The organism is Vibrio sp. 16, from assembly GCF_963681195.1.
Taxonomy (GTDB): Bacteria; Pseudomonadota; Gammaproteobacteria; order Enterobacterales; family Vibrionaceae; genus Vibrio; species Vibrio sinaloensis_D.
Genome location: NZ_OY808998.1, coordinates 758879 through 785780, shown reverse-complemented (window position 1 = coordinate 785780; position 26902 = coordinate 758879). Strand labels below are relative to the sequence as shown.

The following is a 26902-nucleotide window of genomic DNA, read 5'->3' as shown; positions in this document are numbered from 1 at the left end:
CTATTGCGCTCTTTGATACGTCGCCGTGGCAGGGGCAACCCCAAAACGACAATCAGAGGTCACACCGCGAATCGAGGCGACCACTTTAGCCATCGCGAAGTGGTGCGTTGCATGCAGCGCAGCAAAGGTTAGCTCACGCACCAAGGTAGAAGAGACTTCCTCCACTTGCATTTGTGATAGCAGCACCTCGGTCTCAACGGCAACGCCTTGATGAAGGTCTCCAGTCGGTAGCTCAAACAGCCACTCGATCAGTTCGCTGATCTCTTGTTTGGCGACGTTGATGTCTCGTTCTACCTGATGGCCGCGCCGGCGAACGTTGTAGTCAATCCGTCGTGGTTCAAGGCGAATGGCATGAAACAGATCAAGCCAATGACGAAAGTGCTCGCCAATTGAGCTGCTTACATGTGGCTGAGCAAGGTAGACATAATCGTCGGCACTCAGAGTTTCGAGAAACTCGTAACCTTGGTTCAATGTTTCAATGCAACCGACCACCGCTTGCGAAGCGTGAGTTTGGTTGAGCGATAGCGTGTCAACTTGGGTGTTTTTCATTATTGCGCTTCCTAAACAAATTAATCCGTCATGGGGTATTGCTGAGTCAGTAGTTTTTCCTCTCGCCATGCGCTAAGAAGTGTACCCAATGACGGAGAGCCAATGCCTTGTTTCTTGTGTTTTGAGCCAATCTGGTACAGCAATCGATACTGCTTGAGCAAGGTGGCAAAAATGTGGCTCAGCGGCGTGTCGCTGTCCCAAATATGTGCCGCTTCACTGCTCGCGCCGTTAATTTCAAGGATATCGAAATGCTCTCCTTGCATGAGCGCATGGATATCTCGGAACTTAATGTCCAAGCGACCGTAGTGAAACCCGTCAAAATCACCGAGTACAAGATCGAGTTTGCGCTCTAACTGCTCGGTGATAAATCGGTTACCGTCGCGAAAGATCGCCCCCCGTGAATGACTGCCTGCAAATGCCAATTGAAACTCGTCCTTATTTTCAATCACTTGCTCTAATTGGTGAGAATGACGAGGAAGGTAGAGGTGCTGAAGTTTTCCAGCGCGAGGGCATTGCTCAATTAACTGTTTGAGTGTCGACTTACCATCTCCGACCACATAGGGTGAATACTTCAGCGTGATGGAGATAATTTTTCCGCGGGTTTCTCCCGGCTGCCTGACATAAAACACGCCTGCTTCTGCTTGATAAGAAGACTTTTGTTGCAATAGAAAACGCCCACCTTGAGGGAAGGTTTCAATGTAATCGTGCAGTTGCTTATCATTGCGAATCAGCTTTACCCCCACGCCACGACAGCCCAAATCCGGCTTTGCTACCAAGGGATAACCGAGCCCTAAGCCTGCGAGTTGATGCTTTGCCTCTTCGACCAATTTGGCACAAGGCAATGGGGTTTTGGTTAACGTAACAAACGGCAGAATCCAGCGCTTGGTTTGCTCTCCAGCAGAGGCGAAGATGTCATGCTTGGACTCACCCACCATACCGCTTAACTTAATCGCGGGATTAGCAATCAACGGCAGCGCCCAATCACGATGTGCCAAACTCAGCGCCGCACTTTGAATGACGACAGGCGTATAAAAAAACCAGGTCGGTAAAAACTCGAATGGCGAAATGACCCGCTTAGGTTGATGCAAAACCGGCATTCCGGCATTGACTCGTCCTGAAGGAATCACCTCTATGTTAGCGTGCTGTGTCATACGCATCCCTTAAGAAGGTTCTAGTAATCAGTTTATTGATGAGCAACATCAGGCACAGCCCTGCGGGAATTAGCAGCCATGCTCCTTGGCTCTCTTGCAACCAAGCGGCATTCCCTAGCTGGAAAAAAGAGCCAAACACCAGCAATGTCCACAGCCCTGTCGCCGTGATCACCGCAAGCAAAAACGTCACTTTCGGCACATCTAAAAATCCACTTAGGGTAAAGCCCACAGTTCTAAGCCCCGGAACAAAGCGAACGATAAACAGCGTCTTAAATGCTTGCTGATGCAAAGTTCGACGCAGTTTTCTCGCCCTGTGATAGCGCAGTAGACGATAGCGAAACCATGCCACTTTTTTCGCCAGCTTACCCAACAGGTACAAGCCCATATCGCCAGAGCTGATACCGACAAAGATTGCTGCTAGAGCCAAACTTGGCGGCATAATATGTTCAACCGACAAGGTCGCAGCGGTGATAATTGCCAAGTCTTCTAGCAGGTACGACAGCAAAACAACGCCAACAAAAAGCATCGATAATGAGAGATTGTCCTGAAACAACCACGCTTCCATCGTCGTCGCAAAATCGATCATGCTTTTGCCCCTATTTCAGCTACTCAGTGCCCACCTCTGAGCAGTAATACCCATTGTGCGACTGCGGATAATTTGCTCATCGCAGAAATAGAGAGCGGATCTTCTCCGCAAAAATTTCAATAAAAGATAATTTTCTTATTAGTGAGGTGAATTATTGTGAGGGAAATATACAGCAGCCGCTTGCTGGCCCAATAACAGCATGCAACCATACAGAGCCAAAATGTAGACGCATACACGTGCAAGGAATGCTCAACTTCAATGCAATCACTCACCCTAGCGCAAGCGCAAAAACTGGCATTGCTGTCGCAAGGATTACCGACAGCGGGCGTAAAAGGCAGCAGCTACGCCAAAACTCTAAACACCTTTGAACAACTGGGTTATATCCAGATCGATACCATTTCTGTTGTTCAGCGAGCCCACCATCACACCTTATGGAGTCGAAACCCCAGCTATCACCCCAAACACCTTGATCAACTGGTCGCCGATCGCCACGTCTTCGAGTATTGGTCTCATGCCGCTGCATATTTGCCGATGAGCAACTACCGCTACAGTTTGCCGCGAAAAGTCGCGATCAAGTCTGGTCAGCAGCGCCACTGGTACTGTAAAGATCGAGATCTTATGAAGAATGTGTTGGCAAGAATTGAAGCAGAAGGGCCATTAATGGCAAAAGACTTTGAGTCCAAAGCACATAAAACTGATGGATGGCACACCAAGCCAACCAAGCAAGCGTTAGAAAACCTCTACATGCAAGGTGACTTAATGATTGCTGAGCGGCGCGGCTTTCATAAAGTCTACGATCTCACGCAGCGTGTCTTACCCCAAAATATCGACACCTCTATGCCAACCCCGCAAGAACATGGTCGATTTTTGGTACTCAGTTACTTAAAAGCGCACGGTTTTGGCACGATTCAAGAGATGGTGTATCAACTCAAGGATGTAAAAACGAGCGTGACCCAAGCCATTGGAGAGTTGGTGGAAATGGGCGAGATTGAACCCATCATGGTTAATCATCAGCCTTACTACGCCTGTGTAAAATCGTTGAATTTGCTTGGCAAACGCTTGAATCGAAAGCAGGCACGAATCCTGTCACCGTTCGATAATTTGCTCATCCAACGTAAACGCGCCAGTGCCATTTTCAACTTTGATTACCTGATTGAGTGCTATGTGCCACAAGCCAAGCGCCAATTTGGTTATTTCTCTCTGCCGATTTTATGGGATGGTAAACTCGTTGCGAGAGCCGACTGCAAAGTGGATAAGAAAAGCGCTACGCTCAACGTTTTGCATCTGAGCCTTGAGCCTGGATTAATCAATACTGATGACTTTATGCCTGCGCTGGAAAAAGAGTTACAGGCATTTGCGCGGTTCAATCAATGTGAGCAGTTCCATATTGTCAAACAGTCGATAAACGTGGGTTAATCACTGACGTTTCCTTGGCTGGGCGGGCGGAATAACTCCTTTACCCTCTGGCACTGCAAACCTATAATTCACAGCCAAATCACTAGGCTTAGGAAGAAGTATGTCTCTTGCGAACTCTGTCGTTGTTCTCGACTTTGAAACCACGGGTTTGTCACCCAACATGGGCGACCGCGCGATAGAAATCGGCGCCGTGAAGTTGGTCAATGGTGAAGTCGTCGACACCTTCCAACAGTTGATGAATCCTGGCTTTCGCGTTAGCTCCTTCATTGAAGGATACACAGGTATTACCAATGTCATGCTACGCGATGCGCCAAGCTGCGATGAAGTGATGGCTCAATTTGCGCAATTCATCGCAGGTGAAAACCTCGTTGCCCACAACGCCTCGTTTGACAAACGTTTCCTTGATGATGAATTGGAACGAGTGAACGCCGCTTACTCGGGGGAGTTTGCTTGCTCTTTGCTGGTATCTCGTCGCCTTAACCAAGATGCGCCAAGCCACAAACTAGGCGATCTTGTCCGTTTTAAGCAAATAGACAATGACGGTGTATTTCACCGAGCGTTGGCGGATGCCGAAATGACGGCGAAACTGTGGATGCTGATGGTCAACGATTTGCAGTCTCGCGGTATTTCAGAGCCCAGTTTTGCTTTGATGCAAAAGATAGGCAAAACCAGCAAAAGTGCCATTGATAAACTGCTTAGCTCACAAGGCGCTTAACATGTCGTTCGACTACACTACCCGCCCTGCGAATGCGCAAGATTATGAGTTCTTATTCGAGCTCAAAAAAGCCGCAGAATATGATGCTATTAAAGCCGTGTTTGGCTGGGATGAACAGATTCAAAGAGCGCTCCACCAGCAAGAGTGGCACCAGGCTAAACCGACGATCATCGAGCGAGAAGATCGACCTGTCGGCAGTTATCTCCTTGAGCACCACAGCGATCATCTCTATTTTGGACGTTTTTTTCTGTTGCCAGAGTGGCATGGCAAAGGCATTGGCAGCCAAGTCCTGAATCAAGTGATCACCCAAGCGGATCAGTTACGCCTGCCAATCAAGCTCTGCTACCTGCAAGGTAATCGCGTCGGTAGCTTGTATCAGCGCTTAGGCTTTAAGTGCCTTTCACACAATGAACAATTCGTCTTTATGCAAAGAGATGTCGGTGTATGAGCCAAGTCGACATCCAGCAGAAAATTGCCAGTTTCACCTCGATTGAACAAGCACTCGACTACTTTGAAATCGGCTTCGATAGCCGTTTTATCGACAAACATCGTGTGGAGCTGGTCAAACGCTTTAACGGCTATCTAATCTTAGAAAAACCTGACGATTGGTTCTCTGCCCGGCGCGCTTTAAAAAACGCCTACTGCAAAATTCAGCGCAGCCAACTCGACAAGCATACACGGTCTGCGTGTCGCGGCTGCACAACCTGTCAGCGTCGTTAGCCCAAACAAAAAATCACCCTACCTCAACGAATCAAGATAGGGTGACAGGTGTGATGATTGACTGCGCTTAAACCTCTTCGAATGCCTCTTCATCCAGCATTGAACGACATTTAATCTCATACTGGTTGAAAGAGAAAATGCTCGGACCATGAGAGCGCTTGGTGATGATCTTCTCTTCCCCGAACTGAACCGTCACATGAGAGAACACCTTGCTTTTCACCTCAATGACATTCTCTTCCAAAGCCACTTCGAGCTCCTGCTCATTGTTGTCTCGCGCGTGTTTAACTTTTTCTAAGTGAGCGTTCGCTTCTTGCTTAAAGGTTTCTAGTTCTTGTTCTTGCTCTGGCGTACGTTGTGATTTCGGGATCTTTTTAAACTCTAGCTCTTTTCGAATGACACTCATGGTGCCTTCTTGCGCTTGAGTGTATTGCTCTTTCAGCTTCGCTTGGCGATCTTTAAACATCTGGAAGCGAGCAAATGCCTCAACATAAGTGGCGGTATCTCCCTCAACACCAAGCTCGACACAAACAACTTTGCCACCAATTTTGGCGTGACCTCCACTCAATGTGCCATGCTTTTCAGAAGCGTCGACCACAACCAAATCTTTACCACAACGCACTTCGCTGTTCATACAGTGGACGTTGAGATGAATGTCTTCGCCCGCTTGAAGTTCACAGAACTGAGCGTAATTGGCGCTGATCGTGCCACCAGATTTTACAATACAACTGCGCTTTTCACCTTCAGACACATTGTGACCAATGATGCCTTTTGCCACTTGAATATCGCCTTGAACTTGCACATCGGCCGATTCAATAAAACCGCCGACAGTTAAGGTGCCGGTTGCCCGCACCACCATGTCGGACTCAATGTCGCCCAGAACAACGACGTTGCCTTTGAACTTGACATGGCCCGTCGCCACACCAATGGTCGGTAAACAGAGGGCGTCTTCAACTTCAACGCCTTTCTCTTTGATCATCGGCATACCTGAAACGGTAGCAATCAATACGTTGGGGTTTTGCGGCGAGATTGCAGAACCTTTGCCCTCTTTAAGAACACTGTCATTGCCGGGTTTAGGAGGAATCACTTTGCCTTGCACAGTAAGACCTGGTTCCCCTTTGGTAGCAGGTATGCGTTTCATCAAAGGATCATTTTCAGATACCGTAATCGTCTCGCCCAAATTGAGCATATCGACTTTGCCATCTTGCTGATCTTCTTTGGGTGCTAAGACTTGTTTGGTGGGATCTTTAACCAGAGGGATGAATTTGGCGTCTTGGCCTTGTACCGGATTTTTGCCTTTGGCGACCGGCTGTGTGTAGGTTTCACCAGGTTTGAGCTGATGGCTCATGATGAGCACTTTTTTAAGTGCCAGTTTATTGATGCCCTTAGTTACATGGGCTTGTGCGAGCGCGTGGACGATTTGTGGTCCTTTGAGAGGCTCACCTTTGTACGCTCCGGTGACCACCATGCTCGCCAACATATCGTGTTCAGAAAGCACAACCTCAACCGTGGCATCCCTGACTTCGGCAATGGTCACCCCTGAGTAGGCTTCCCCCGCGCTCTCTTTGGCTAGATTGATAAAGCGGGTAACCGATTCATCAATCACAAAAAACTCACTCGCTCCTATCGCAGCTAATGCTTCCTCTAACCCTCGCGTATCAAAATTTCCATCCACCGAAATGCTAGGCGACAAGGTCGCGACGACAGCTCGGTGATCTTCTGACAAGGCAACAAATTTATCCCACATGTACAATCAGCCCGTTTTACGTCCTCACTTGAGTGTATGCAATTTGCTCGCCTAGCTGTATCACAAGTGTGACAAATTAGAGCGTAGGTCACTTTAATAAATTTTTTACACTGTAAATCTGAACTCCGCTACGTGGGAAAATGATGCTCCTCTTTCAACGAGTAAACGGCCGTCACACAGCGTCCATTACTGGAATAGTCTAGTGATGAACAAAGCGCTTTGGCCAGCATGATACCACGACCATAACTGCGCGGCGGCCCATCGCCTTGTTGCGGCAGTTTGTATTCGAACCCCTCGCCATTGTGTTCGAGCACCATCATCAACTGGGCTTCATTTGGCTCATAAGTGAGACGCAGCTTCAGCCAAGCATCATCATCAAGGGTTTTTAAACGTTCTTCACGCATCTGATAAAACAAGAAGAAGCCATCCGGTTGCTCTTTGATCGACGAATCTAATTTGAGTAAACCATGTTCAATCGCATTGGCAAACAGTTCAGAAAGCACCGAGCAAACCAAATCGAGATGCGCTCCCATGTACAAGATACCGCTGAGATACTGCCTGACTTCGGTCATCACATTCACACTTCTTAACACCGGAGCAGGGAAATCAAGCGTTGAGTGTATCGGTACTTTGTTGATGTTGAGTTTAACGCTTTTTAAGTCTGGCTCTTGCGTACTGGAGATGGGGAACTTCATAGCCAATATCGACAAGTCATCATCGACTTTTTTGTGGGCAAATTGACGTACAGAATCATATAAAACAGGAATCACTGGGCGTGGGCTAGCAAGCGCTTTTTCTAGACGTTCAAGGCCAAATTGCTCTCCTTCTCGGTTGCACGCTTCAATCACCCCATCGGTATAGCAAATGATCTGTTGGTCTGGCTCAAGCTTCATATGGACAAGATCGGTTTCAAACTCCCTTGGCTTGAGCACGCCAAGCGGCATATGTCTTGAAACCAGTCGACGATCGATTGAACCATCTGAGTTAATCACATAACCATCCGGCAAGCCGCCTCCCCACCAAGAGACTTCAAACCCGTTGGCCCGAATTTCAAAGACACTGGCGGCGAGCATCATGCCCATCGGCAAAAAACGCACTAGGGCGTCATTAATTTCGCTGACAATTTCTCCAAGCGACAATCCTTTCGCCGCCATAGAGAAGAACGCGCGAGTTGCAGGAATAGCTGAAATAGCCGCAGGCAGCCCATGGCCTGTAGCGTCTGCAATCATTACGTAGACCCCACCATGAGGACGGTGGGCGACAACAATCAAGTCGCCATTAAACACCGTTGAAGGCGTGGAAATGTAGTTAATCCCATAAATATTATTGACCTGAGAGCTCATCTCTTCCATCAGATTGGAGAAAATGCTCTCTGCAATGGCGTAGTCATAGCGAACCTGCTCATGGAAATGACGCAGCTCATCGCGCTGCTCCGTGACCTCATTGTGCATTCGGACAATGCGATAGTGCGCCTGTACTTTTGCCAGCAAAACACTGCGCTCGACAGGTTTAAGAATAAAATCATCCCCATAATGCAGGCAATTTTCGAACGACGCGTGATCATCAAGCACGGTAAGAAAGATAATCGGAATGTGAATATTCGGAAATGCTTTACGAATCTCCTTCGCCGTGGTGAATCCATCTTTTATCGGCATCATCACATCAAGGAGGATAACATCCGGCAAGGTGTCCATCTGTTCCATTGCACTAACGACCCCCTGTCCGTTTTCAAACAGAGTCGTCTTTTCTGCGATATGACCGAGCATAAACCGACACAGCTCGCGGTTTGTTGCATGGTCATCAACAATCATGACATGCATAGCTTCTCCTTGAGTTTACTCAATTGAGAACTTCTTATCGAAGCGAGAAATGATCAAAATTTTACGCACTTGAGGCAAGGTGTTGGTGATGCGGATCATGCCGTCATCTTGCTCTAAATAGCTGTGCATATTGAGCAGCATTCCAAGCCCAGCACTATCGATGTAATCCACTTTACGTAAGTCGATGGTAAAGCGGTAATCTCGTCGGTCGGTGTAGCAACGACGAAAATCTTGCACTAAGTTAAAGCCAAACGCCCCTTCAATTAAGATGGTGACGTGCCTTGAGCCTGAGTCTACCTGAGCTTCTACTGACATATAGGGTTCCTCCATTGGAGTACAAAGCATAAACAGCGTTAGAAGAGCTCGACCTCTCCCTCTTCGATACTAGACTGAGAGGCCGCGGGGGCATCTCGATGTTGCACTTGCGAATACAGCTCTTGCGTGGTTTGGATAAACTGCTCCGCGTCGATGCGTTGCTGATTCCACTCATCACACAGTTGAGAAAACGCCAGCAAATAGTCGACGGTCTGTTTGGCATAATCCCCTTGCTGGACAACGATATCAGCGAACTGCAATGCTCGTACTCCGTTGTCCACCTGAACATGTAACCGCTCACCGCTGTCACTGATTTTTTGTATTTCATGCTCGATTGAGACATTGACCTGTTGCACGCCTCTGAGCATTTCGTCCACTTTGTCTTTTGACTCTATCGCTTCAGTCATATCAATCGAGGCCATTTCTCCCACGGTTTGGTTCGCCTCTTTGACCGTACGCTGCGCGATGTTGATCTCTTGTTCAATCTGGTTGTTGAGCTCTTCCGCTTTATGGGACAAGTTACGCACTTCCTGAGCCACAACGGCAAACCCTCGCCCAGCATCTCCAGCGCGCGCAGCCTCAATTGCTGCATTAAGCGCCAGAAGGTTGGTTTGCTCTGACAAGCCGCGAACTTGCTCCAATAGCTTAAACACCGCATCGAGCTTCTCGGACATATCGTGAATGCTGTGCACCGCGGAAATACTCTTTTCAGAAACTTGCACCAACGTATCGACGAAGTTTCGGATGATAGATTCGGTTTTCGGCAGTACCTGACTGATGTCATGATCGCTCCCTGACTGGCCCAATAAATTCTCTACCAGCTCAGCGGTGATTTGGTTTTGCTCTTGCGCCAGTTTTTGCAGTTCAAAGTAACTTTCGTTAAGTGTTTCAACGGATTCATCAATCACCCCTTTTTGATGATTGAGAGGCTCTTGAAGCTGGGAGGCAAGCAATGAAAGTAAGGGTGCAATGTCGGCCGTTTTCTGCTCGCAGCTCTCAGTGCTTACAGGCGGCTTCACATCCAGTTCCACAGGGACCGTTCCTCGTGGAAATACAAACCACGGAATCGCGGCGACGGCGATCATGGCCGAGACAACCAGCAAGGTGGAGGCTTGTGTCACAGCAAACGTCAGCAATAGTACTTGCGTCGTGACGGCAAGGAAGTATCGAGGCTTAATCGACAATAGTGGTGTTTTCATAACGCTCTCCTTGCTAATGGTTATCACTCGATAAGTAGTGGCAAATTTGCTCAGACACTTTACCCAGTGGCACCACCGATTCCGCAGCCTCGAGTTCAACCGCTACTCGAGGCATTCCCCACACCACAGAAGTGGCTTGGTCTTGAGCGATGGTTCGCGCGCCTACGTTTCTCATGCCCAGCATGCCTCTTGCGCCATCTTGCCCCATGCCCGTTAATATCACCCCAATTGACTGTTTGCCTACGGTCTCTGCAACCGTGTCAAACATCACATCCACCGAGGGTTTATGACGATTCACCGCAGGGCGATCATCAAGCTGGCAGTACAGATGTGTGCCTCTTCGTACGACAACCAAGTGTTTGTCACCCGGAGCAACATAGGCACAGCCATTAACCAATGGAGCGCGATTAGCCACGAGTTCCTTAACGTTAAGGGCGCAGCTCTCATCCAGTCGCTGGGCGAAGGAGCCAGAAAACATCGCACTGATGTGCTGAGTAATGATGACAGGAGGCAGCCCCGCGGGCAGTGATGACAGTACCTGCTTGACCGCTTCTGTTCCTCCTGTTGAGGCACCGATAGCAATCAACTCAATGCTTGTGCGGCTTGGCGCAGACACTTTAGCCACCTGTGCGCCATGCTCAAGGTGGGTTTCCTGAGCAACGTTTGCTCCAGCGGCGACCTTAATTTTCTCGTTGATTTCGCGCTTGTAGTTGACCATTTCTGCCGTGCTATCAACCGAGGGTTTGGGAAAATAGTCGACCGCCCCATATTCCAGTGCCGCTAAGGTGGCCTGTGCACCATGCTGGGTTAAAGTCGAAATCATCACCACAGGCATAGGACGCAAGCGCATGAGATTTTTCAGAAACTGGACACCATTCATTTTGGGCATTTCAATATCTAAAGTCAGTACGTCTGGGTTGTGACGTTTGATCATCTCTCGCGCTTCATAAGGATCGGCAGCCATGGCGATCACCTCAAGATCGGGATCGGCGTTGATCAACTCTGCCAGTAGTGCGCGAAACACGGGCGAGTCATCAACCACTAGTACTTTGATCTTTTTCATTAAAATAACTCCACGTCATCGTCATGCTTGCGATGACTTTCTCTATCCAACTGATGTGCGTATTTTTCTTCTTGATGTTGTAACCGGTGGACTTCAGTAAATGGGATGCGTTTTAGCCACGCTTTACCACTAATAGGGTCAAACATCACTTTTCTTGGCTCTAGCCCGCCAAGATCTTGTGCGATAACCTTGAGTTGCTCTTGCTCGACATAATTGAGAATAAAGGCGACGTTTTTCGCCCCTATCATCGAATGTCTGCCAAGCATCTGAGCGCCACCAAACAGCTTAAACTGTAAATTGTCTCGTTCTGCCCCTCGTTCAATTAATGAGTTCAGCAACATCTCCATGGCGTGAATACCATAACGAGAGGCAGTAGAAACCAATGACTCCGGCTTCCAACTTTTGATCTGACTATAGTTGTCAAACGGCAGTAGGAAATGGTTCATTCCTCCGACGTTGGCCGTCTCGTCCCAAACACACGCAGCGATACATGAACCAAGCCCCGTTGCGATTAACTCATCAGTGCGCTGGGTACAATAGACACCACCGGGCGTCACCTTAACGATGTGCTTCTCTCTCTGTGGATGGTAGAAGCGATTAAAATGTGCAGTGGGCGTTTGGGTTTTCTCCTCTCGCATACCTATCATCCTTGTCCCTTATTTTTTTACGTAAATGGTGTGGCCAAGATGATGGAAGCCGTCAAAGTCGGCAGGCATACTTTCTGAGTGACCAATAAACAGCACGCCGTTGGGGCTCAACTGTTGATGAAACCGTGTAATCAGCTCTTGTTGTGTTTTCTTATCGAAGTAAATCATCACATTTCGGCAAGAAATCACGTCAAATCGCTGATCAAACGACCAATTTTCCAGCAAATTCAGTCTTTGAAATTGAATCATTTTTTGCAGCCCTAGACGCACTTTAATTTCGCCACTATGGCGACCAATCCCTTTTACAAAGCAGGGCTTGAGGTACTTAATCGGAATCGCTTTTAACGCCTCTTCATCGTAAATACCTTGCTCGGCAACCTCGAGGACACGGGTATCCAGATCCGTTGCCGTTATCTCTATTGAGTCAAACTGCTCTAGTGCATTGGCCGTGTGGAGTGACGCGATGAAACTGTAAGGCTCCTCACCGGTTGAACACCCCGCAGACCAGATTCGAATGTTCCGCTTACCTTGCTGTGCCCACTCTGAAAGCAATACTTTCTCCATAAAATCAAAATGGTGGTATTCACGGAAAAACTGGGTTTTATTCGTGGTTAAGCAGTTGATAAAACAAATACGCTCCTCACTGTTTTGCTCTATCAGAGTTCTGTACTCGGCAAAACGCTTTAGCCGTAATCGTCGCAGCTGGCGGCTAATACGACCGTAGACCAAGGTTCTCTTTCTGTCTGAGAAGTAAATGCCCGCATGTTTGTGCATAAACCATTGAATGAACTTAAAGTCTTGATCAGTAAGCTCAAATTCTGGCTTGTCGGGCATCCTTGACTCAGTTTGAACTAGAACTCTTCCCATTCATCTCCGTCCTCTTCTAGCTTTAAGCGTGAGTTAGCAACCTTTGGCGCTCTTATTTCCCTGACGTTGCCTTTGCGCCCAGACTCTTTCGTCCGGCTTTCAAATGTGGTCACGTTGCTGTCTGTGGCAAAAAAGTTCATCAAGTTGAGAAGTTGCTTACCTTCATCTTTAAGCGATTGGCTTGCCGCAGATGTCTGTTCGACAAGGGAGGCATTTTGTTGCGTCATTTCATCCATGGTCGCCACCGCACGGTTGATCTCATCAATGCCAGTTGATTGCTCTAGGCTTGATGAGGCGATTTGCGCGATCAACTCGCTCACCTTCGCAACCGCATCAACGATCTCACTGAGCGTTTCACCTGACTCATCCACTAAGCGGGAGCCTTCGTCCACCTTCTCGACGCTGTCTTTGATCAGACCCTTAATTTCTTTGGCTGCAGCGGCACTGCGTTGGGCAAGGTTACGTACTTCTCCCGCAACAACGGCAAAGCCGCGACCTTGCTCGCCTGCTCTGGCGGCTTCCACCGCAGCGTTCAGCGCTAGAAGGTTGGTTTGGAAGGCGATTTCATCAATCACGCCAATAATGTCGGCGATTTTCTTGCTCGCAGAGTTTATTTCCGCCATGGCAGAGACCACCTGACCGACCACTTCGCCGCCTTTGCTGGCTTTTTTGCTGGCGTCATCGGCGAGGTCATTGGCACCTTTGGCGTTGTCAGCATTGAGCCTGACTGTGGCTGTCATCTGCTCCATGCTCGCCGCGGTCTCTTCCAAGTTAGACGCTTGCGCTTCGACGCGCTGACTGAGATCGTTGTTACCTTCCGCAATCTCGGTAGAGGCGGTTGCAACACGGGCCGATGAATGGGTAATTTTCTCGACCATGTTGCGTAAGTTGATGATGGAGGTGTTTACCGCGTCAGACAGTCGTCCAAATTCACCTTTGTTGTCGTCAGACATGGTGCTATTGAGATCCCCATCCGCCACTTGGCTCATCACATCGATACATTGACCAAGCGGCGCAACCATGGTGTCGAGCAAGTTATTGATTCCATCACCCAGCTCTTTCATAAAACCACTGTACACGCTGGTATCAATGCGCTCACTCAACTCGCCATCAATCGCTTTTTGGATCAGAGCTTCGACTTGTCGTTGCCCATCTTGCTGCTCTGTAATGTCGACCCATTGCAGCGCAGGACCAATATAGTTTCCTTGCCCGTCACGCATCGCGATACAGGTGAGATTAAACTCAAGTGAACCTACCGCAATGTTGGAAGAGAATGGCAAGCGATCAGGATTGGCAATGATGTTTCTCTGATGGCTAGGATTTTTATGAAAGACATCAATATTTTTTCCGACAAGATTACTGGCATCAAACCCTGGCAACACACTTTGCAGATCCCGTTCTCGGCTGCTCAACAGCGCTTTTAGCGACGGGTTAAGGTAAGTAATGATGCCATCTTTATCCGCCATCATTAGGTTGGTGGTCATCCCTTCCACCGCAGAGACCAATCGCCCAATCTCACGCTCTTTCGCCAGCTCTTCCGTCACATCTTTCCACTCGAGCGTATTCCCCACGTACTGGCCGTGCGCATCTATGATGGCACCGACATTGAGCTCGATTTGGACATCTTTCACTTTGATGTTGGTGGTGTATGGCAGGTTTGAAGGATTCGACAACAGTTGTCGCTGGTGGCTAGGGTTAACGTGGAAAGCATCAATACAGTAACCGAGCAAAAATTCTTCGGTCGCTTGAAAGTTGGGCCATACCGAACGAAACAAAGCCTCATGCACTTTAAGCAACTCAATCGATTTTTTATTGATGTAGGTGATGTTGAAATCCCGGTCTATCATCATCAACGCCGTTTGGGCAGCATTTAACGCACACAGCAACTGCTCTTTTGATATTCCTTGCTCCTCAACCTCAAAATCTTGAGTTAAGGTATCTTGTGTCGGCGCTTTAAACGCTGTATCTACCTCGGATTTCCTGTTCCAAAATGCCATGAGTTACCTCTCAATGATTGCTTTGACCAGTGTTACAACACGCTGATAAAACGGGTTGAAGTCATGCCCCACTGTGTACTTCATGATGGGGTTCAACGAGCTCTGCTGCATCAAACAGAGCGTCCAAATGTATTAAAATTAAGTGCCCAGAATCGACCGACGCGATTCCCCTGACGTAACTGTGGTCAACTTCAGGAGCGACGTGCGGTGCCGGTTTGATCTGCGCATCCTTCAGCGGATACACTTCAGAGACACCATCGACAATAATGCCAAGTGGGTGGTGTTGTGCGTCATTCAGCACGATCACCACCGTTGTCGGACCTAATGTTGCCGCGTGCAAACCAAACCGTAGCCTCAAGTCGACTATCGGCACGTAACCGCCGCGAATTTCTAAAACGCCCTTCATATAGGAAGGGGAGTTGGGAATCTCTCGGACAGGGCTCCAACCGCGAACTTCTCGAACATCTAAGATAGGGACACCGTATTCATCGCCATCGAGGACAAAGCTCAAAAACTCTTGCGTCAAACTCATGCGTTCTCCCTTAAGATTCGATCAATACTCAGCAACTCATTGGTATCAAGCAGCGACATCACCTGTTCATCCACGTTGAGTAAACCTTGTAAGTAGGGGGTGACTAACGAATCCCCTACCGCCGGATACAACGCATTGTTTCCTTGGCTTATCACATCGCTCACAGCATCAACCACCAATCCCATCAAACGTTGTTCCTGTCCGTTTGAGCTGCGCAATACAATCACGACAGTGGTCGGCAAGTAATCTGCTTGTCCAAGGTTAAATCGAAGTCTCAGGTCTACGACTGGGACAATCATTCCGCGCAAGTTGATCACCCCCAATACAAACTGAGGTGCACGCGGTATAGGGGTCGGCTTTTCCCACACTCGAATCTCTTCCACATCGTTGATGTTCACGCCATAGAGTTCCGCCGCAAGTTGAAAACTAAGAAAGTCCGCACTTTCACTGACCTCTTCGTTTACTTCGCTGAGCCAAGTTTCAGCGTTGGCTGTCATGGACTGTTTCGACGCTTGAGAAAGCTCGTTGCTCAGCAGCGCTTCTGTTTGATTCATCTTGCCTCCTACGCCGCTATCCCTTTGTGCGTCCCCTCTGAGGCTCGGTTCAAGAAGCTAGTGACCAGCCCTTGAATATCGAGTATCAAAGAGACCGATCCGTCTCCAAGAATGGTCGCCCCAGAAATACCACTCACTTTGCTGTAGTTAGACTCTAAACTCTTAATCACCACCTGCTGCTGGTCGAGCAACTCATCAAGCAGCAAACCCACACGATTACCTGCCGCCTCCACAAAGCAGAGAATGCGTTTATCGAGTGCCCCGCTCTCTCCCATTTGCAGCTCTTCTTGCAAGCGTAAAATCGGTATGTTTTCTTCACGCAGTCGATACAGCTCTATGCCACCAGACGCCAGCTTGATGCAGCTCGGATCGATTTGGATAGACTCAATAATGGTCAGCAACGGGATGACATACACCTCTCCGCCAACTTTCACTAATTGACCGTCTAAAATCGCGAGCGTGAGCGGCAAGCTGATGGTGAAACAGCTGCCTTCGTCCAAACGTGATTCCACCTCAATATGGCCACCTAACTCTTCAATGTTGCGGCGAACCACATCCATGCCAACGCCTCGTCCAGAGATGTCCGACACTTCATCCGCGGTGGAGAATCCAGGGGCAAAAATCAAATTCATTATTTGCTTGTCAGAAAATTCTTCTCGACGCACATCGGAATCAAGTACACCTTTTTCGATCGCCTTATTCCACAACTTGTCGCAGTTCAATCCCGCACCGTCATCCGAAATTTCGATGACAATGGAACCGCCTTGGTGGTAGGCATTCAGCTCAATTACCCCTATTTCAGGCTTGCCTTTTTCAAGCCTCAACGCTGGCTGCTCAATCCCATGATCGATTCCGTTCCTAACCAGATGAACCAAGGGGTCGACAATCCGTTCAAGTACGGTCTTATCGAGTTCAGTTTGTTCCCCTTTAATCGATAAGTTGACCTGTTTCTCAAGGCGACTGGATAAATCTCGAACCAGCCTAGGAAAGCGACTGAACGCAAAACTCATCGGTAACATGCGGATGTTCAGGACGTTTTCTTGTAGGTCTTTGCTGTTTTGCAGCAGTTGATCGAGGCCAGCTTTCAACTTCTCTAACTTATCAATGGAAAAGTCATTGCCAATTTCGGTCAGCATCGATTGGGTGATGACCAGTTCCCCCACCAAGTTGATGAGACTGTCAACTTTGTCGATGTCGACACGAATCGAACTGACACTGGCTTCACCCTTTGCCGCTTTAGCTACCGGTTGAGGCGCTGGTTCTTGTTCAGCTTCATTCCGCGTACTCACCTCTCGCACACCGGGCGCTGGCGCGATGTCGCCATCCGGCTCACAACTCGGCTCTTCGTTGGTTCTCTCTACGATCAAGTCACACTCATCTTCTACCCATTCGAAAATTTCTCGAATCAATAGCTCCTCGACAGAGGCAGGTAGCGTAGCAATCCAACTCAGATAACAAAGCTCAGCTTCAAGGTCATCAATGCTTGGGATGCTTTCAAGGTTTGCGACGATTTCGCATTGGTCATCCAGCTCTTTTAGCTCGCGCACAATACGTAAAGGGTCATTACCACTGAAGAATATCTCTGGGTGAGGTTTAAAGGTGACTCGCCAATCCCCGTTTATGCCATCTTCTTTAGGGGAGTTGTCATCGGTTGGCTCAGTGAACTCTGCGTGTGAGTTCTCTCCTAACAGCGAGTCCAGTTGAGCACGCACATCATCAAGCAAGTTGTCATCGGTCTCTGTGCCTGATTCATGTTGCTCTAACATGCTTTGAATGCAGTCACCACTTTTGAGAAGCACATCGACCGAGCTTGCACTGAGCTCGCGCTCTCCCGTGCGGACAAGGTCAAGATACGCTTCAACAGAGTGAGTAAATTCACTGATATTAAGCAGGTTAAATGTCGCCGCACCGCCTTTTATCGAATGTGCAGCGCGAAAAATGGTATTGATAGACTCAGCTTCGACGTGTTGAAGATCCAGGTTTAGAAGCACATCTTCTAACACTTCCAGATTCTCTCGACACTCTTCGCAAAACATTTTGCGTAGCTGTTCCATGTCTAAAGCCATATTGTTTCCCTACCAAAGACGATTTCTATTGCTCGCAGTTCAAGTCGCAATGCCTGCTGCTCGCTTTATTAGTTCGATGATTCTGTTTTGTCTCTCAGCGTGACAACCTAAATCACACGTTTTAGAGTTTTGAGTAATGTTTCAGGGTTGAAGGGTTTAACTAACCACCCCGTTGCACCGGCTGACTTGCCTTGCATTTTTTTATCGGTGCTGGTTTCAGTGGTGAGCATTAAAATAGGGATGAACTTGTATTGCGGTTTTGCACGCAGCGCTTTCACTAATTCAAAGCCACCCATATTTGGCATGTTGACGTCTGAAATCACCACATCAAACTTTGTGCTCATCACTTTACTCAACGCATCTTGGCCATCGTTCGCGGTTTCGACTTGATACCCTGCATCTTTCAGGGTGTGACTCACCATTTGGCGGATTGAAACTGAATCATCCACAGCTAGAATTTTCGTCATGCTTGCTCTCTCCACAGTCTTCATTCCATTTGATCTGCTCACTTAGTCCTAAGGTACCAAGCGCTTCAAGCAGTATCTGAGAAGGATGTTTTAGCTGAATGTCAATTTGATGATTGTTGGCAGAAATGAATAGGGAGCAAAGTGCTTGAACACCAGCCGCGTCGACACGGGATACTTGCGAAGCATCAATGACGATTTCGGTGTTTTCAGATAGCCACTCTCTGTAACTTGAAGTGGAATCCAGCACGGTTGAGATATCAAGCGATTCAGGTAAAGCACAGTCCATGTATTAACCTTCACTTCTTATTATTTCTAGCCAATATAAATCTTGTTGCCTAAAAATGAGTGTAGGAAGAACTGAGTAATTCGCAAATGACGGTACTAATAAAAAAGCACCAGAAACATACAAGCCGTTTATCGTTTAAACGAATTATCTTTGATAAATGAAAGGGTTAGTGAGAAACACTAGTCCCTTACAAAAAACGAGGTTTTTTTGTGGGTCAATCCCAATACCGTTTCGCACCAAATCGATTTACAGTGTAAATAGAACGTCATTTACACTGTAAACTGATATTTCATCGCAGGATAACTTGCCGATAGGAAGCGTTTTACAGTGTAAATTAACAGGCTCGGTATTGGTTAATCCAAACTTCAAGTTGCTGCTTAAACATGGCTTCAACGTGTTTACGACCCGCACACTGAGCGAGACGAGCGCACTCACTCCAGTCTCGTTGTTGTACTATTTTCGCAACCAAAAGATCACTCATGGACTGGATAATTTGAGGAGAACGCTTCCACAACGTATCAAGCACAGGAGCAATACTATCATATTGAGCACCTCCGGCTAAGTAGCCCTGAATCAAGGCATCAAAATCTGTAGCATCAACGGAAGCATCACTTTCATCGACCAAACTACGGACTAAGTCGCTTTCAAGATGCTGAAATAAATTCGACAAAGAAAACTGAATAAACAAGCGATAGTAATCGCAAGCGGCAGGAATCCAAGAAGCGCGTCCACTTACCATCAGCAAGGAATGTGTGCCGCTGGCATGGTCACGACTGCTTCCCAACTTCACAGGGGAAAAGCCGCTGTGTCGCCAAAAATGGACCAACTCAGACGTCGCCCCAAAACTGGTTGAGTAAAAGTCTGCGCTCGTTTGTGCTTGAAGCTGCGCGACCATCTCTTGACCTATGCCCTTGCCCTGTAACTCAGGGTGAACCGCAATTCTCATGATGCGTAAGCTCGATTCGATTGCCGCTTCTGAGATACCCAACTGCGATGCTAAACTTGACGCCACTAACTGCCCCTTGGGTCGACGGCGTCCTTGCTGAATATCTGAAACGGTTGCCGCGTCTAAACCGCCCTCCTCAACCACTAACAGACATCCCACACAAACATCGCTTTCGAATGTCGCATACAAGGACATGGTGTCATCATTAAGAAGCAGCAAGAGATCATTCGGTGAAGTCTGATAATGAGCGTTCACTAAAAGTGCGAAGCATGAGCGCAACAAGTGGGGACTATCCAGCAACGTCTGTTTATCCAATCGCGACAATTGTGTTCGATGCGATTCACACCCGGCGTTTTCGAGTTCCGCGTCCAGTAAGAAGGTCTCAAACAGCCAACCTTCCAAAGGATCAGATTCATTCCAACGAATCGGTTGTGAGAGTGCATAAGTTTGCGTCCCTGGTCGACACGCCTGTAGCCACGTCTGAAACTTAACCGTGAAGCCGCGACCACAGCCCTCATAGCCATGCACTGTGGTTGAAAATACTGTGCGATGGTAGTGCGCCACCATCTGCTGCAACATCGGAATGGGAATCGCCGACGCTTCATCCACAAACAGACAATCACAATTGGGTTTTCGTTTTAGCAAATCATCCGGCGCGATAAACTCGATCACTGAATCCCCCAACATCAAACGCCCTTTCTGAACTTGCGCGCTGTCGAGCAAACGTTCTGCGTGCTGGAATATGGGCTGTACCGTCGCCAACGTTGGCGCACAAACCAAAATATGCATGGCACGTGTTTGGAGTAATTGCGCCGCGGCGATTCCAAGCGCACTACTCTTTCCTCGCCCTCGGTCAGCAACCATCACCAAAGGACGTTTACGATGCCCTTCAACCACCTTACGAATTTTCTCTACCGCTATATTTTGCTGCTGATAAAGCTCTACAGAAGAGGCATGGCGTGAAGGTAATGCAGAGAGATTGGGGATCTGATTTTGATACAGTTGATACAAGTTCGCCAAACAACGTTGTAGCCATTGTCCATCAAGAGAGGATTGATTGTGCGAAGGAGGAAAAACCAAAAGTAGACCACCACCGCGCAAACACCCCAATGCCGCACTAAAACTGTTGGCGTCGAAGTCGCTGCGCAAGTCACAGATCAATAAGCCACACTCCTGACCAAGCAACTGTTGTCCCTTATTGTAACCAACGCTGAGGTCAGCATAAGCAAGCGCCTCCCCTCCTAACTGAAACACTTTTTCTGACTGCAGCGACTTAGTTACCGATTCAGCCACAGATTCAGCGGTGCTGACTTGCCACTCGTGCTGGCCATTCAGTACTACGCCATAACGATGGAAGTTATGACCAGCGATATCGGTCAAAGTAGATAGAAAATGGTGCGTCGCGTTCATGAGGTCTCTCGTTTGGTCGAAACAACAGGCCGCATTATTGCATAAAAAAAGCCGCACGAGGCGGCTTTTCACTGTGAGTTGTTTTGGACTATTTAAGCTTGTCCGCTACATAGTCGAGGATGTCTTGCATCACGGCGTCATCCACTTTCTTTAAGTTAAGCGCCAGATTCTGGCCCTTACGCGTGTAGCTTGCGCGCCCTTTGACCAGCTCTTTCTTAGCCGATACTGCCGCTTTCTTTGGCGCCATCTCTTCAATCCACGCTTCGATGGTTTCCGTCACATCTTTAGTGATACGAGTCACTCCGTGTGCTTGACTGCGCTGCCAAACAAAACCACCTTCAGAGCCACACTTGGCAAGCAACTGGTTACGTTTGTCTTCGTCTAAGCCATTAAATTGTTTATGCAGCTTCACAATCGTAGGACGACCTAAGTCCGCGACATTTGGGTAAGCCTGAAGAAGTTCCAAAGGTAAATCGGCAGCCTTCAACGCACCACTGACAAGTGCCTCACTGCATTGGAACATTTTAGCTAACGCTTTCTGATCTTCTGCTTCACCACTTTCTAGCTTCGCGAGCATCTCTTTGCCTTTTTCAAACAATGAAAGCGGCTTGTGCGCATTGGCCACATCAGACAGGAACTTAGCGTGTTCACTACTAATGTTGTCACCAACGTAAACCAAGAACTCTTTGCCTGCCAAAATACATGACATGCGACGACGGCTACCATCGAGAACTTCGATACGCCCATCTTCACGCTTACGACCCACCGCTGGGTATTGTTGACCACGCTCACGCAGAGTCACCAGTACGTCAGACAGCGCATGTTCATTTAAAAATGACTGTTCACGTGCGTTTTCAGCAAAGACAACGGTCTGCTCTTTGACCTGTTCAGCAGGAATACGAACCAACTCAAATTGTACAGTTTGTTCACCAGCAACCGCTAACTCAATCACCTGAGCCTGCTCTTTAGCCGCTTGTTGGGCTTGCTGTGGAGTCGTAACATGACGCTTGTTTGCTTTACCAAAAAGACGCGCGTTAAGATCTGAAGTTTTTATTGCCATGCTCTATTACCCCTGATTCAGTGATGACCAATGACTATGAAGGACACGTTCAAGCTCAAGCGCACTCTTTTGAACGGCGTCTTGCGCTGTCGCCAGTGTTTTCTTGCCACCTTCAAAATCGCCAGTTGTAAGGTCGAAAACGGTGCTGTACGTATCTGCACAAGTTTCAAATGCGCGGCTTCTTGGAATGGTTGCCATCATCACTTGATCCCCTAACAGGTAGTTCATTTCCGTCAGTACCGCGACTTGCTTCTTGTTGTCATCTTCAAACATGGTTGGCATCAAGCGGACAAACTCTAACCCCTGCCAATCTTCTGGGAACATTTCGTACACCGTCGGCAGATGTTGGAAGAAGTTAACCGTCGACGCCCAGTCAAGACGCTTCGCCGCACAAGGGATAAGCAATGCATTTGATGCGTACATTGCATTCCAAACAAGCGGGTCAACGTGTGGACCGGTATCAATCATAATGACATCAAAGTCATCGGCAATTTGATCGATAAGTTTCTCTTTAAGCAGCTTAACAATGTCCAACGACTGATTTTGTGACAGGCTTTGCCACGCTTCAGCATTGAACATCGCGTCTTCAGGGAACGCCGATACCGTTTTTAAGTTTGGATACTGAGTAGGCAGCAACACATTCTTGTGCAGAAATTCGTTATCGATTTCCACACCTTCAGGCACGTTGTCGAGCATCACATCGACAGCAGAATAGATGTTGTCGTGATCAGTGATGCTAATTTGCGGGTTTAAGAACAGACGAAGTGAACCTTGTGGGTCCAAGTCAATCAGACAGATACGGTAGCGCTTGTCTAAGTTTAGTGCCATACACGCCGCGAGATGAACGGCCGTCATCGATTTCCCCGTACCACCCTTTTGGTTTTGTACGTTGATAATCCAAGGCTTATTGTCACCATTTTTCTTACGCTCATGAAACTTAGGCACGCCAGCCGCGTCCATAAGCATATGCGCTTCTTGAAGAGAAATAGAATAGTGATTGGCGTTGTTCTTAGTGAACTGATGACCCGACTCTTCAAGCTTGCTTATGGCATCATCCAATTTACGACGAGTCAGACCTGAGCGGGTTTCCATCAATGCTTTTGACATTGGTGGAAAATGGTCATCACTGCGCTCTTCCAAAACAATCTCAATGCGGTCAGCTTGAACCTGAGCGGTTTGCTCCGCGAGGCGATTGAGATTTTCTATTGTGTTATCTCTCTTCATTGCCAAATTCCGTAATAAATGACTTACCCACAATTGTACAGCATTTAATTAAATTGACAATAAAAAGGTGAACATACACTTATGGATAAAAATCACATTAAATAGAAAACATTTTGTCATTTTAGTGACAATGGGTAAAAAGCACGCAAAAAATCCGATTTTTAAAGCTTTGGAATAACCCGAAAAGTAAACCAGATTTAAAATGTTACAGTATCACAAATTTACATTGTAAAAATAAAAGGCTATCGATTAAGGAACAAACCTCGGAACGATTAACTTTGCAGCGTATTTTACGGATGGTGTCATTTCAATTTAAAACTCGATAACAAAATCTCTAGAACTGAATGGTAAAGAGCGGAAATAGGGAAGGAGTTCTAAATCTGGCAAACCAACTAGGGATTCGTAATTGCAACAAATATTTCGAAACGATGATCAAGGAACTCATCATGATCATGCTTGCGGCTAAATACGCCACTGAAGGAACAATGATCAAGGGAAAATGGTCAGATTTTCAGATTCATCGGTAAGTGATCTTATCAACAAAAAGATCGGAACAATGATCAAGTATGATATCTTTCCGGAAGCATGAAAATTTCCAGATAAATTACGGGCAAATGCATATATAGTGGGGTTTAAAGACAAATCGACGACAATTTAAAGACGGTTCGATGACAGGTCCATCAAACAGACACTTATCTTCAAAAAGCTTGATCATGCTTTCGCCAGTTTTACGATAAATCAGCTGTTGTGGATAACATTGGAGTGGTGTCATTTCAATTGAGTAACATGATGAAAATATCTGGAAATCGATGAAAAATGACTCTCTCTTGATCATCGTTTCGACTGTTTTTGTCAGCTCCATTAGTGCGAATTCAAGATCCTAGCTTTTATCACCGTGCCGATCTGTGGATAATATGTGAAACGATGATGATCATGCTTCAAGACTTACAATGATCATGTTTTCATAAAGATGATGATCATCGTTCTTAATCATTCTGATCATGCTTTCTCGTTTATAGTGATCATGGTTTCGGTATTATCATGATCATGCTTTCAGAGGCTGTTTTTTTTATTCCTTTCAAAACAGTTAGTTACAAGGCACTTGTCGCCCAGATCAATAGATCATATTACCAATTAAGATCAATATAATCAGAAAGATCAGTTATTTAAAAACAATAAGTTTTTTCTTTATTTATGATCTTTTTTTCTTTATTCTTCTGGAACTATAGCGATATTACGGCTAGTGTGACACGGATCTAAAAATGAGCTCAGAAGAAAAGATACTGATCAAACTCCCTAGAAGCCACAAAGATGGACATCTATTCGAGGTATCAGAAACAGCAGTTAACTGGATAGAGCAATATCAGCATTTCAAAGGGGTGACGAAAAGTATCGTAGAACTTCTGAATTTGATTTCTCTGCGAGGCTTTAGCAGCAAAGATGGTTTGGTCTCAACCACCGAATTGATCGAGGCAACCGATGGACAAGTCACTCGCGCTGCGATTCAACAGCGTTTACGTGCAGCCGTTAATATTGGACTGTTTCAGCAAGTGCCTGTTCGCTTTGAAGAAGGATTGGCGGGCAAAACCATGTTGCACCGTTTTATCAATCCGAGCCAATTGATATCAGCGCTTGGTGCCACCAGCCTAGTGACTGAATCGGTAAAACAAAATGAGAAACAAAAACGCTCTAAAGCTCTCGCGCAAACGCAAGTGAACAAGCGCTTGTTAAACGAGCATGGGCTCAATACGCCACCAGCAATGAAAGACGAAGCGGATCAATTTGTCGTTTCTCCTACCAACTGGGCGGGGATCATTGATCAAGCGTTAGCACCCCCACGGACGCGTAAGCAGTACCAGAAAAGCATGGTTTCGATCTCAGGTACACGTGCTGTGATCGAAACGCGTTCATCAAAGAACATCATGACCGTTGATGATCTGATGACCCTATTCGCCTTGTTTACTCTGACAGTTCAATACCACGAGCATCACCAACACCAGTATCAGCTGGATGGCACTCAAGTTCCGAATAAAACACCGCTGTATATCACCGATATTCTTTCCTTGCGCGGCAAAAAAGACAGTGGACCTGCACGTGATTCAATTCGAGATAGTATTGATCGCATTGAATTTACGGACTTTCAGTTGCATGAGCTGACTGGCCGCTGGTTAAGCGAGAACATGCCAGAAGGCTTCAAGAGCGACCGTTTCCGTTTTCTAGCCAGAACCATCACAGCTTCGGAAGAAGCGCCTACAGAGAACGCTGACGGCGAAATTCGCATTAAACCAAACCTGTATATCCTAGTTTGGGAACCCTCGTTCTACGAAGAGCTGCTGACGCGTGATTACTTCTTCCTGTTCCCACCTGAGATCTTGAAACAGCATACTTTGGTATTCCAGCTCTACAGTTACTTCCGTAGTCGCATGGTACGTCGTCATACTGATGAAATGTTGCTGAGTGAGTTGAATCAGAAGTTAGCACGAAACATTGAATGGCGCCGTTTTTCGATGGATCTGATCCGCGAGCTTAAACGTTTATCGGATGGAAAAGGGAGAGAGGATCTTTTTGTCGTCAACCTCTGGGGTTACCACTTGACGATCTCGGCGGTCGAAGAGAAAGGGAAGATCAAAGATTACCAGTTTGACATCAAATGTGACGCTGAAGAGGTGCTTCGTTATTCGCGCGCCAGAACAACCAACGCAGGTAAGCGAAATATGGCGCCAACGTTGCCAAACCCATTGCGCAATGAAATGGTGACTAAAAAGCAGCTTGAAGAGATGTCTCAGATCATTGATGGTGAGTTCGAACCCATTCAGCGTAAAGAACGATCGCCGAAAGGGAAACTTGGCCGACGAGTCAAACAGCGCAAGCACCTGGTTGAGATCAACGCTGATGAGATTACCATTACTCTATCTAAATACACCTCACCAGAGGCCCTAGAACGCTCTATAACGGCTCTTGCCGCTATGACAGGGCATTCACACACCTCAATTCAAGAAGAGTGTCTGGAGCTCATAGACAAGCTCGATTACCTTCGCGTCGGTGAGCAGGCAATTCCGTACGAAACCTTGAGCAAAATGGTCGAGTTGTATAACGGCCAAAGTGAGAACAAACATTTATCTATTGAACGTCTTATTGCTGGTCTCGCCGTGCGTAGGAAAGTGTGCAAACAAGTGTTTGAGGGGCACCTCGATGAGACGGTCTTCAGAGCCCTTGACGAAGTCGCGGTCTAATTTTTACCTTCAAGAGAGAAGCCAGCGTCGCACGCTGGCTTTTTTGTGCCACCTGTTTATCGTTTGTTACATTCGATAAACCATTGAACAAAGCTACTACATTCTCCTGACAGTCAACTGACAAAGCGAATAGGGGAGTTGGATAAGATTTATCCCGAATAGACAACCTTTTGTCCTTTCTGATGAATGAGGGATTAGATTATCCCTGATAGATTGGCTCATATTGTTACATTCATTCTGAATATTTTTGCGAGTTCTCTGAACTCGCTTTTTTTTGTCCAAAATTCAGTTTTGAGATGAAAGATTGGCCGAAAAGGTGTGATTATCGGATCAAT

At 47.2% G+C, this 26902-nt stretch carries 24 protein-coding genes; 5 read left to right on the top strand and 19 right to left on the bottom strand.

What is annotated here, in order from left to right:
• The 3 genes from U9J37_RS17875 to U9J37_RS17865 are packed head-to-tail and all read right to left on the bottom strand — an operon-like array spanning position 1 to position 2286.
• Complete coding sequence (locus U9J37_RS17875; protein ID WP_005469255.1) at positions 1–549, bottom strand: hypothetical protein; 549 nt, start codon at positions 547–549, stop codon at positions 1–3.
• Between the two features lie 20 nt (positions 550–569).
• Positions 570–1700 carry a hypothetical protein gene (locus U9J37_RS17870; RefSeq protein WP_043886407.1) on the bottom strand — a complete coding sequence of 377 codons (1131 nt, stop codon included), beginning with the start codon at positions 1698–1700 and terminating at the stop codon, positions 570–572.
• Positions 1684–2286 (bottom strand): DedA family protein, encoded by a 603-nt coding sequence (locus tag U9J37_RS17865; protein ID WP_005469223.1) that lies wholly within the window; start codon positions 2284–2286, stop codon positions 1684–1686. The genes U9J37_RS17870 and U9J37_RS17865 overlap by 17 nt, the downstream gene beginning before the upstream one ends.
• A gap of 258 nt (positions 2287–2544) precedes the next feature.
• On the opposite strand from U9J37_RS17865, the gene U9J37_RS17860 reads away from it, so the two are divergent.
• The 4 genes from U9J37_RS17860 to U9J37_RS17845 all read left to right on the top strand — a co-directional run bounded on the left by U9J37_RS17860 (position 2545) and on the right by U9J37_RS17845 (position 5137).
• Positions 2545–3702: a winged helix-turn-helix domain-containing protein gene (locus U9J37_RS17860; RefSeq protein WP_005469152.1), complete on the top strand. Its 1158-nt coding sequence runs from the start codon at positions 2545–2547 to the stop codon at positions 3700–3702.
• 100 nt (positions 3703–3802) lie between these two features.
• Complete coding sequence (locus U9J37_RS17855; RefSeq protein ID WP_005469429.1) at positions 3803–4417, top strand: 3'-5' exonuclease; 615 nt, start codon at positions 3803–3805, stop codon at positions 4415–4417.
• 1 nt (position 4418) lies between these two features.
• The gene (locus tag U9J37_RS17850; protein WP_005469409.1) at positions 4419–4865 is read left to right on the top strand and encodes a GNAT family N-acetyltransferase; all 447 of its coding nucleotides are present in this window, start codon (positions 4419–4421) and stop codon (positions 4863–4865) included.
• A complete protein-coding gene (locus U9J37_RS17845) occupies positions 4862–5137 on the top strand; it encodes a nitrogenase-stabilizing/protective protein NifW (RefSeq protein WP_005469300.1) in 276 nt (91 codons plus the stop codon). The genes U9J37_RS17850 and U9J37_RS17845 overlap by 4 nt, the downstream gene beginning before the upstream one ends.
• Positions 5138–5204: 67 nt before the next feature.
• On the opposite strand, the gene U9J37_RS17840 is transcribed toward U9J37_RS17845, so the two are convergent.
• The 16 genes from U9J37_RS17840 to U9J37_RS17765 all read right to left on the bottom strand — a co-directional run bounded on the left by U9J37_RS17840 (position 5205) and on the right by U9J37_RS17765 (position 23334).
• Complete coding sequence (locus U9J37_RS17840) at positions 5205–6881, bottom strand: flagellar assembly protein A (protein ID WP_005469220.1); 1677 nt, start codon at positions 6879–6881, stop codon at positions 5205–5207.
• A gap of 128 nt (positions 6882–7009) precedes the next feature.
• Positions 7010–8701 carry an ATP-binding SpoIIE family protein phosphatase gene (locus tag U9J37_RS17835; RefSeq protein WP_043886406.1) on the bottom strand — a complete coding sequence of 564 codons (1692 nt, stop codon included), beginning with the start codon at positions 8699–8701 and terminating at the stop codon, positions 7010–7012.
• A gap of 15 nt (positions 8702–8716) precedes the next feature.
• The gene (locus U9J37_RS17830; protein WP_005469115.1) at positions 8717–9016 is read right to left on the bottom strand and encodes an STAS domain-containing protein; all 300 of its coding nucleotides are present in this window, start codon (positions 9014–9016) and stop codon (positions 8717–8719) included.
• A gap of 38 nt (positions 9017–9054) precedes the next feature.
• Entirely contained in the window at positions 9055–10215 is a 1161-nt protein-coding gene (locus U9J37_RS17825; protein ID WP_005469023.1) for a methyl-accepting chemotaxis protein, read from the bottom strand.
• Between the two features lie 13 nt (positions 10216–10228).
• Complete coding sequence (locus tag U9J37_RS17820; protein ID WP_005469079.1) at positions 10229–11278, bottom strand: protein-glutamate methylesterase/protein-glutamine glutaminase; 1050 nt, start codon at positions 11276–11278, stop codon at positions 10229–10231.
• Positions 11278–11925 (bottom strand): chemotaxis protein CheD, encoded by a 648-nt coding sequence (locus U9J37_RS17815; RefSeq protein ID WP_043886405.1) that lies wholly within the window; start codon positions 11923–11925, stop codon positions 11278–11280. The genes U9J37_RS17820 and U9J37_RS17815 overlap by 1 nt, the downstream gene beginning before the upstream one ends.
• 9 nt (positions 11926–11934) lie before the next feature.
• Positions 11935–12792 (bottom strand): CheR family methyltransferase, encoded by an 858-nt coding sequence (locus U9J37_RS17810; RefSeq protein ID WP_043886404.1) that lies wholly within the window; start codon positions 12790–12792, stop codon positions 11935–11937.
• Complete coding sequence (locus U9J37_RS17805; protein WP_005469336.1) at positions 12777–14789, bottom strand: methyl-accepting chemotaxis protein; 2013 nt, start codon at positions 14787–14789, stop codon at positions 12777–12779. Before U9J37_RS17805 ends, U9J37_RS17810 begins: the two co-directional genes overlap by 16 nt.
• 61 nt (positions 14790–14850) lie before the next feature.
• Positions 14851–15321 carry a chemotaxis protein CheW gene (locus U9J37_RS17800; RefSeq protein WP_005469182.1) on the bottom strand — a complete coding sequence of 157 codons (471 nt, stop codon included), beginning with the start codon at positions 15319–15321 and terminating at the stop codon, positions 14851–14853.
• Positions 15318–15818: a chemotaxis protein CheW gene (locus U9J37_RS17795; protein WP_043886450.1), complete on the bottom strand. Its 501-nt coding sequence runs from the start codon at positions 15816–15818 to the stop codon at positions 15318–15320. The genes U9J37_RS17800 and U9J37_RS17795 overlap by 4 nt, the downstream gene beginning before the upstream one ends.
• Positions 15819–15883: 65 nt before the next feature.
• Positions 15884–17941, bottom strand: a complete 2058-nt coding sequence (locus U9J37_RS17790; RefSeq protein WP_005469181.1) for a chemotaxis protein CheA — start codon at positions 17939–17941, stop codon at positions 15884–15886.
• 107 nt (positions 17942–18048) lie between these two features.
• Positions 18049–18408, bottom strand: a complete 360-nt coding sequence (locus U9J37_RS17785) for a response regulator (protein ID WP_038135593.1) — start codon at positions 18406–18408, stop codon at positions 18049–18051.
• On the bottom strand, positions 18383–18694 hold the full coding sequence (locus tag U9J37_RS17780) for an STAS domain-containing protein (protein WP_005469178.1): 312 nt from the start codon (positions 18692–18694) through the stop codon (positions 18383–18385). The genes U9J37_RS17785 and U9J37_RS17780 overlap by 26 nt, the downstream gene beginning before the upstream one ends.
• Before the next feature lie 334 nt (positions 18695–19028).
• Positions 19029–21050 carry a GNAT family N-acetyltransferase gene (locus U9J37_RS17775; protein WP_005469246.1) on the bottom strand — a complete coding sequence of 674 codons (2022 nt, stop codon included), beginning with the start codon at positions 21048–21050 and terminating at the stop codon, positions 19029–19031.
• Between the two features lie 88 nt (positions 21051–21138).
• Positions 21139–22110: a ParB/RepB/Spo0J family partition protein gene (locus tag U9J37_RS17770; protein ID WP_005469189.1), complete on the bottom strand. Its 972-nt coding sequence runs from the start codon at positions 22108–22110 to the stop codon at positions 21139–21141.
• Between the two features lie 6 nt (positions 22111–22116).
• Positions 22117–23334, bottom strand: a complete 1218-nt coding sequence (locus U9J37_RS17765) for a ParA family protein (protein ID WP_005469364.1) — start codon at positions 23332–23334, stop codon at positions 22117–22119.
• A gap of 1262 nt (positions 23335–24596) precedes the next feature.
• On the opposite strand from U9J37_RS17765, the gene U9J37_RS17760 reads away from it, so the two are divergent.
• Complete coding sequence (locus U9J37_RS17760; protein ID WP_005469179.1) at positions 24597–26567, top strand: replication initiator protein RctB domain-containing protein; 1971 nt, start codon at positions 24597–24599, stop codon at positions 26565–26567.
• Positions 26568–26902 lie beyond the last annotated feature (335 nt).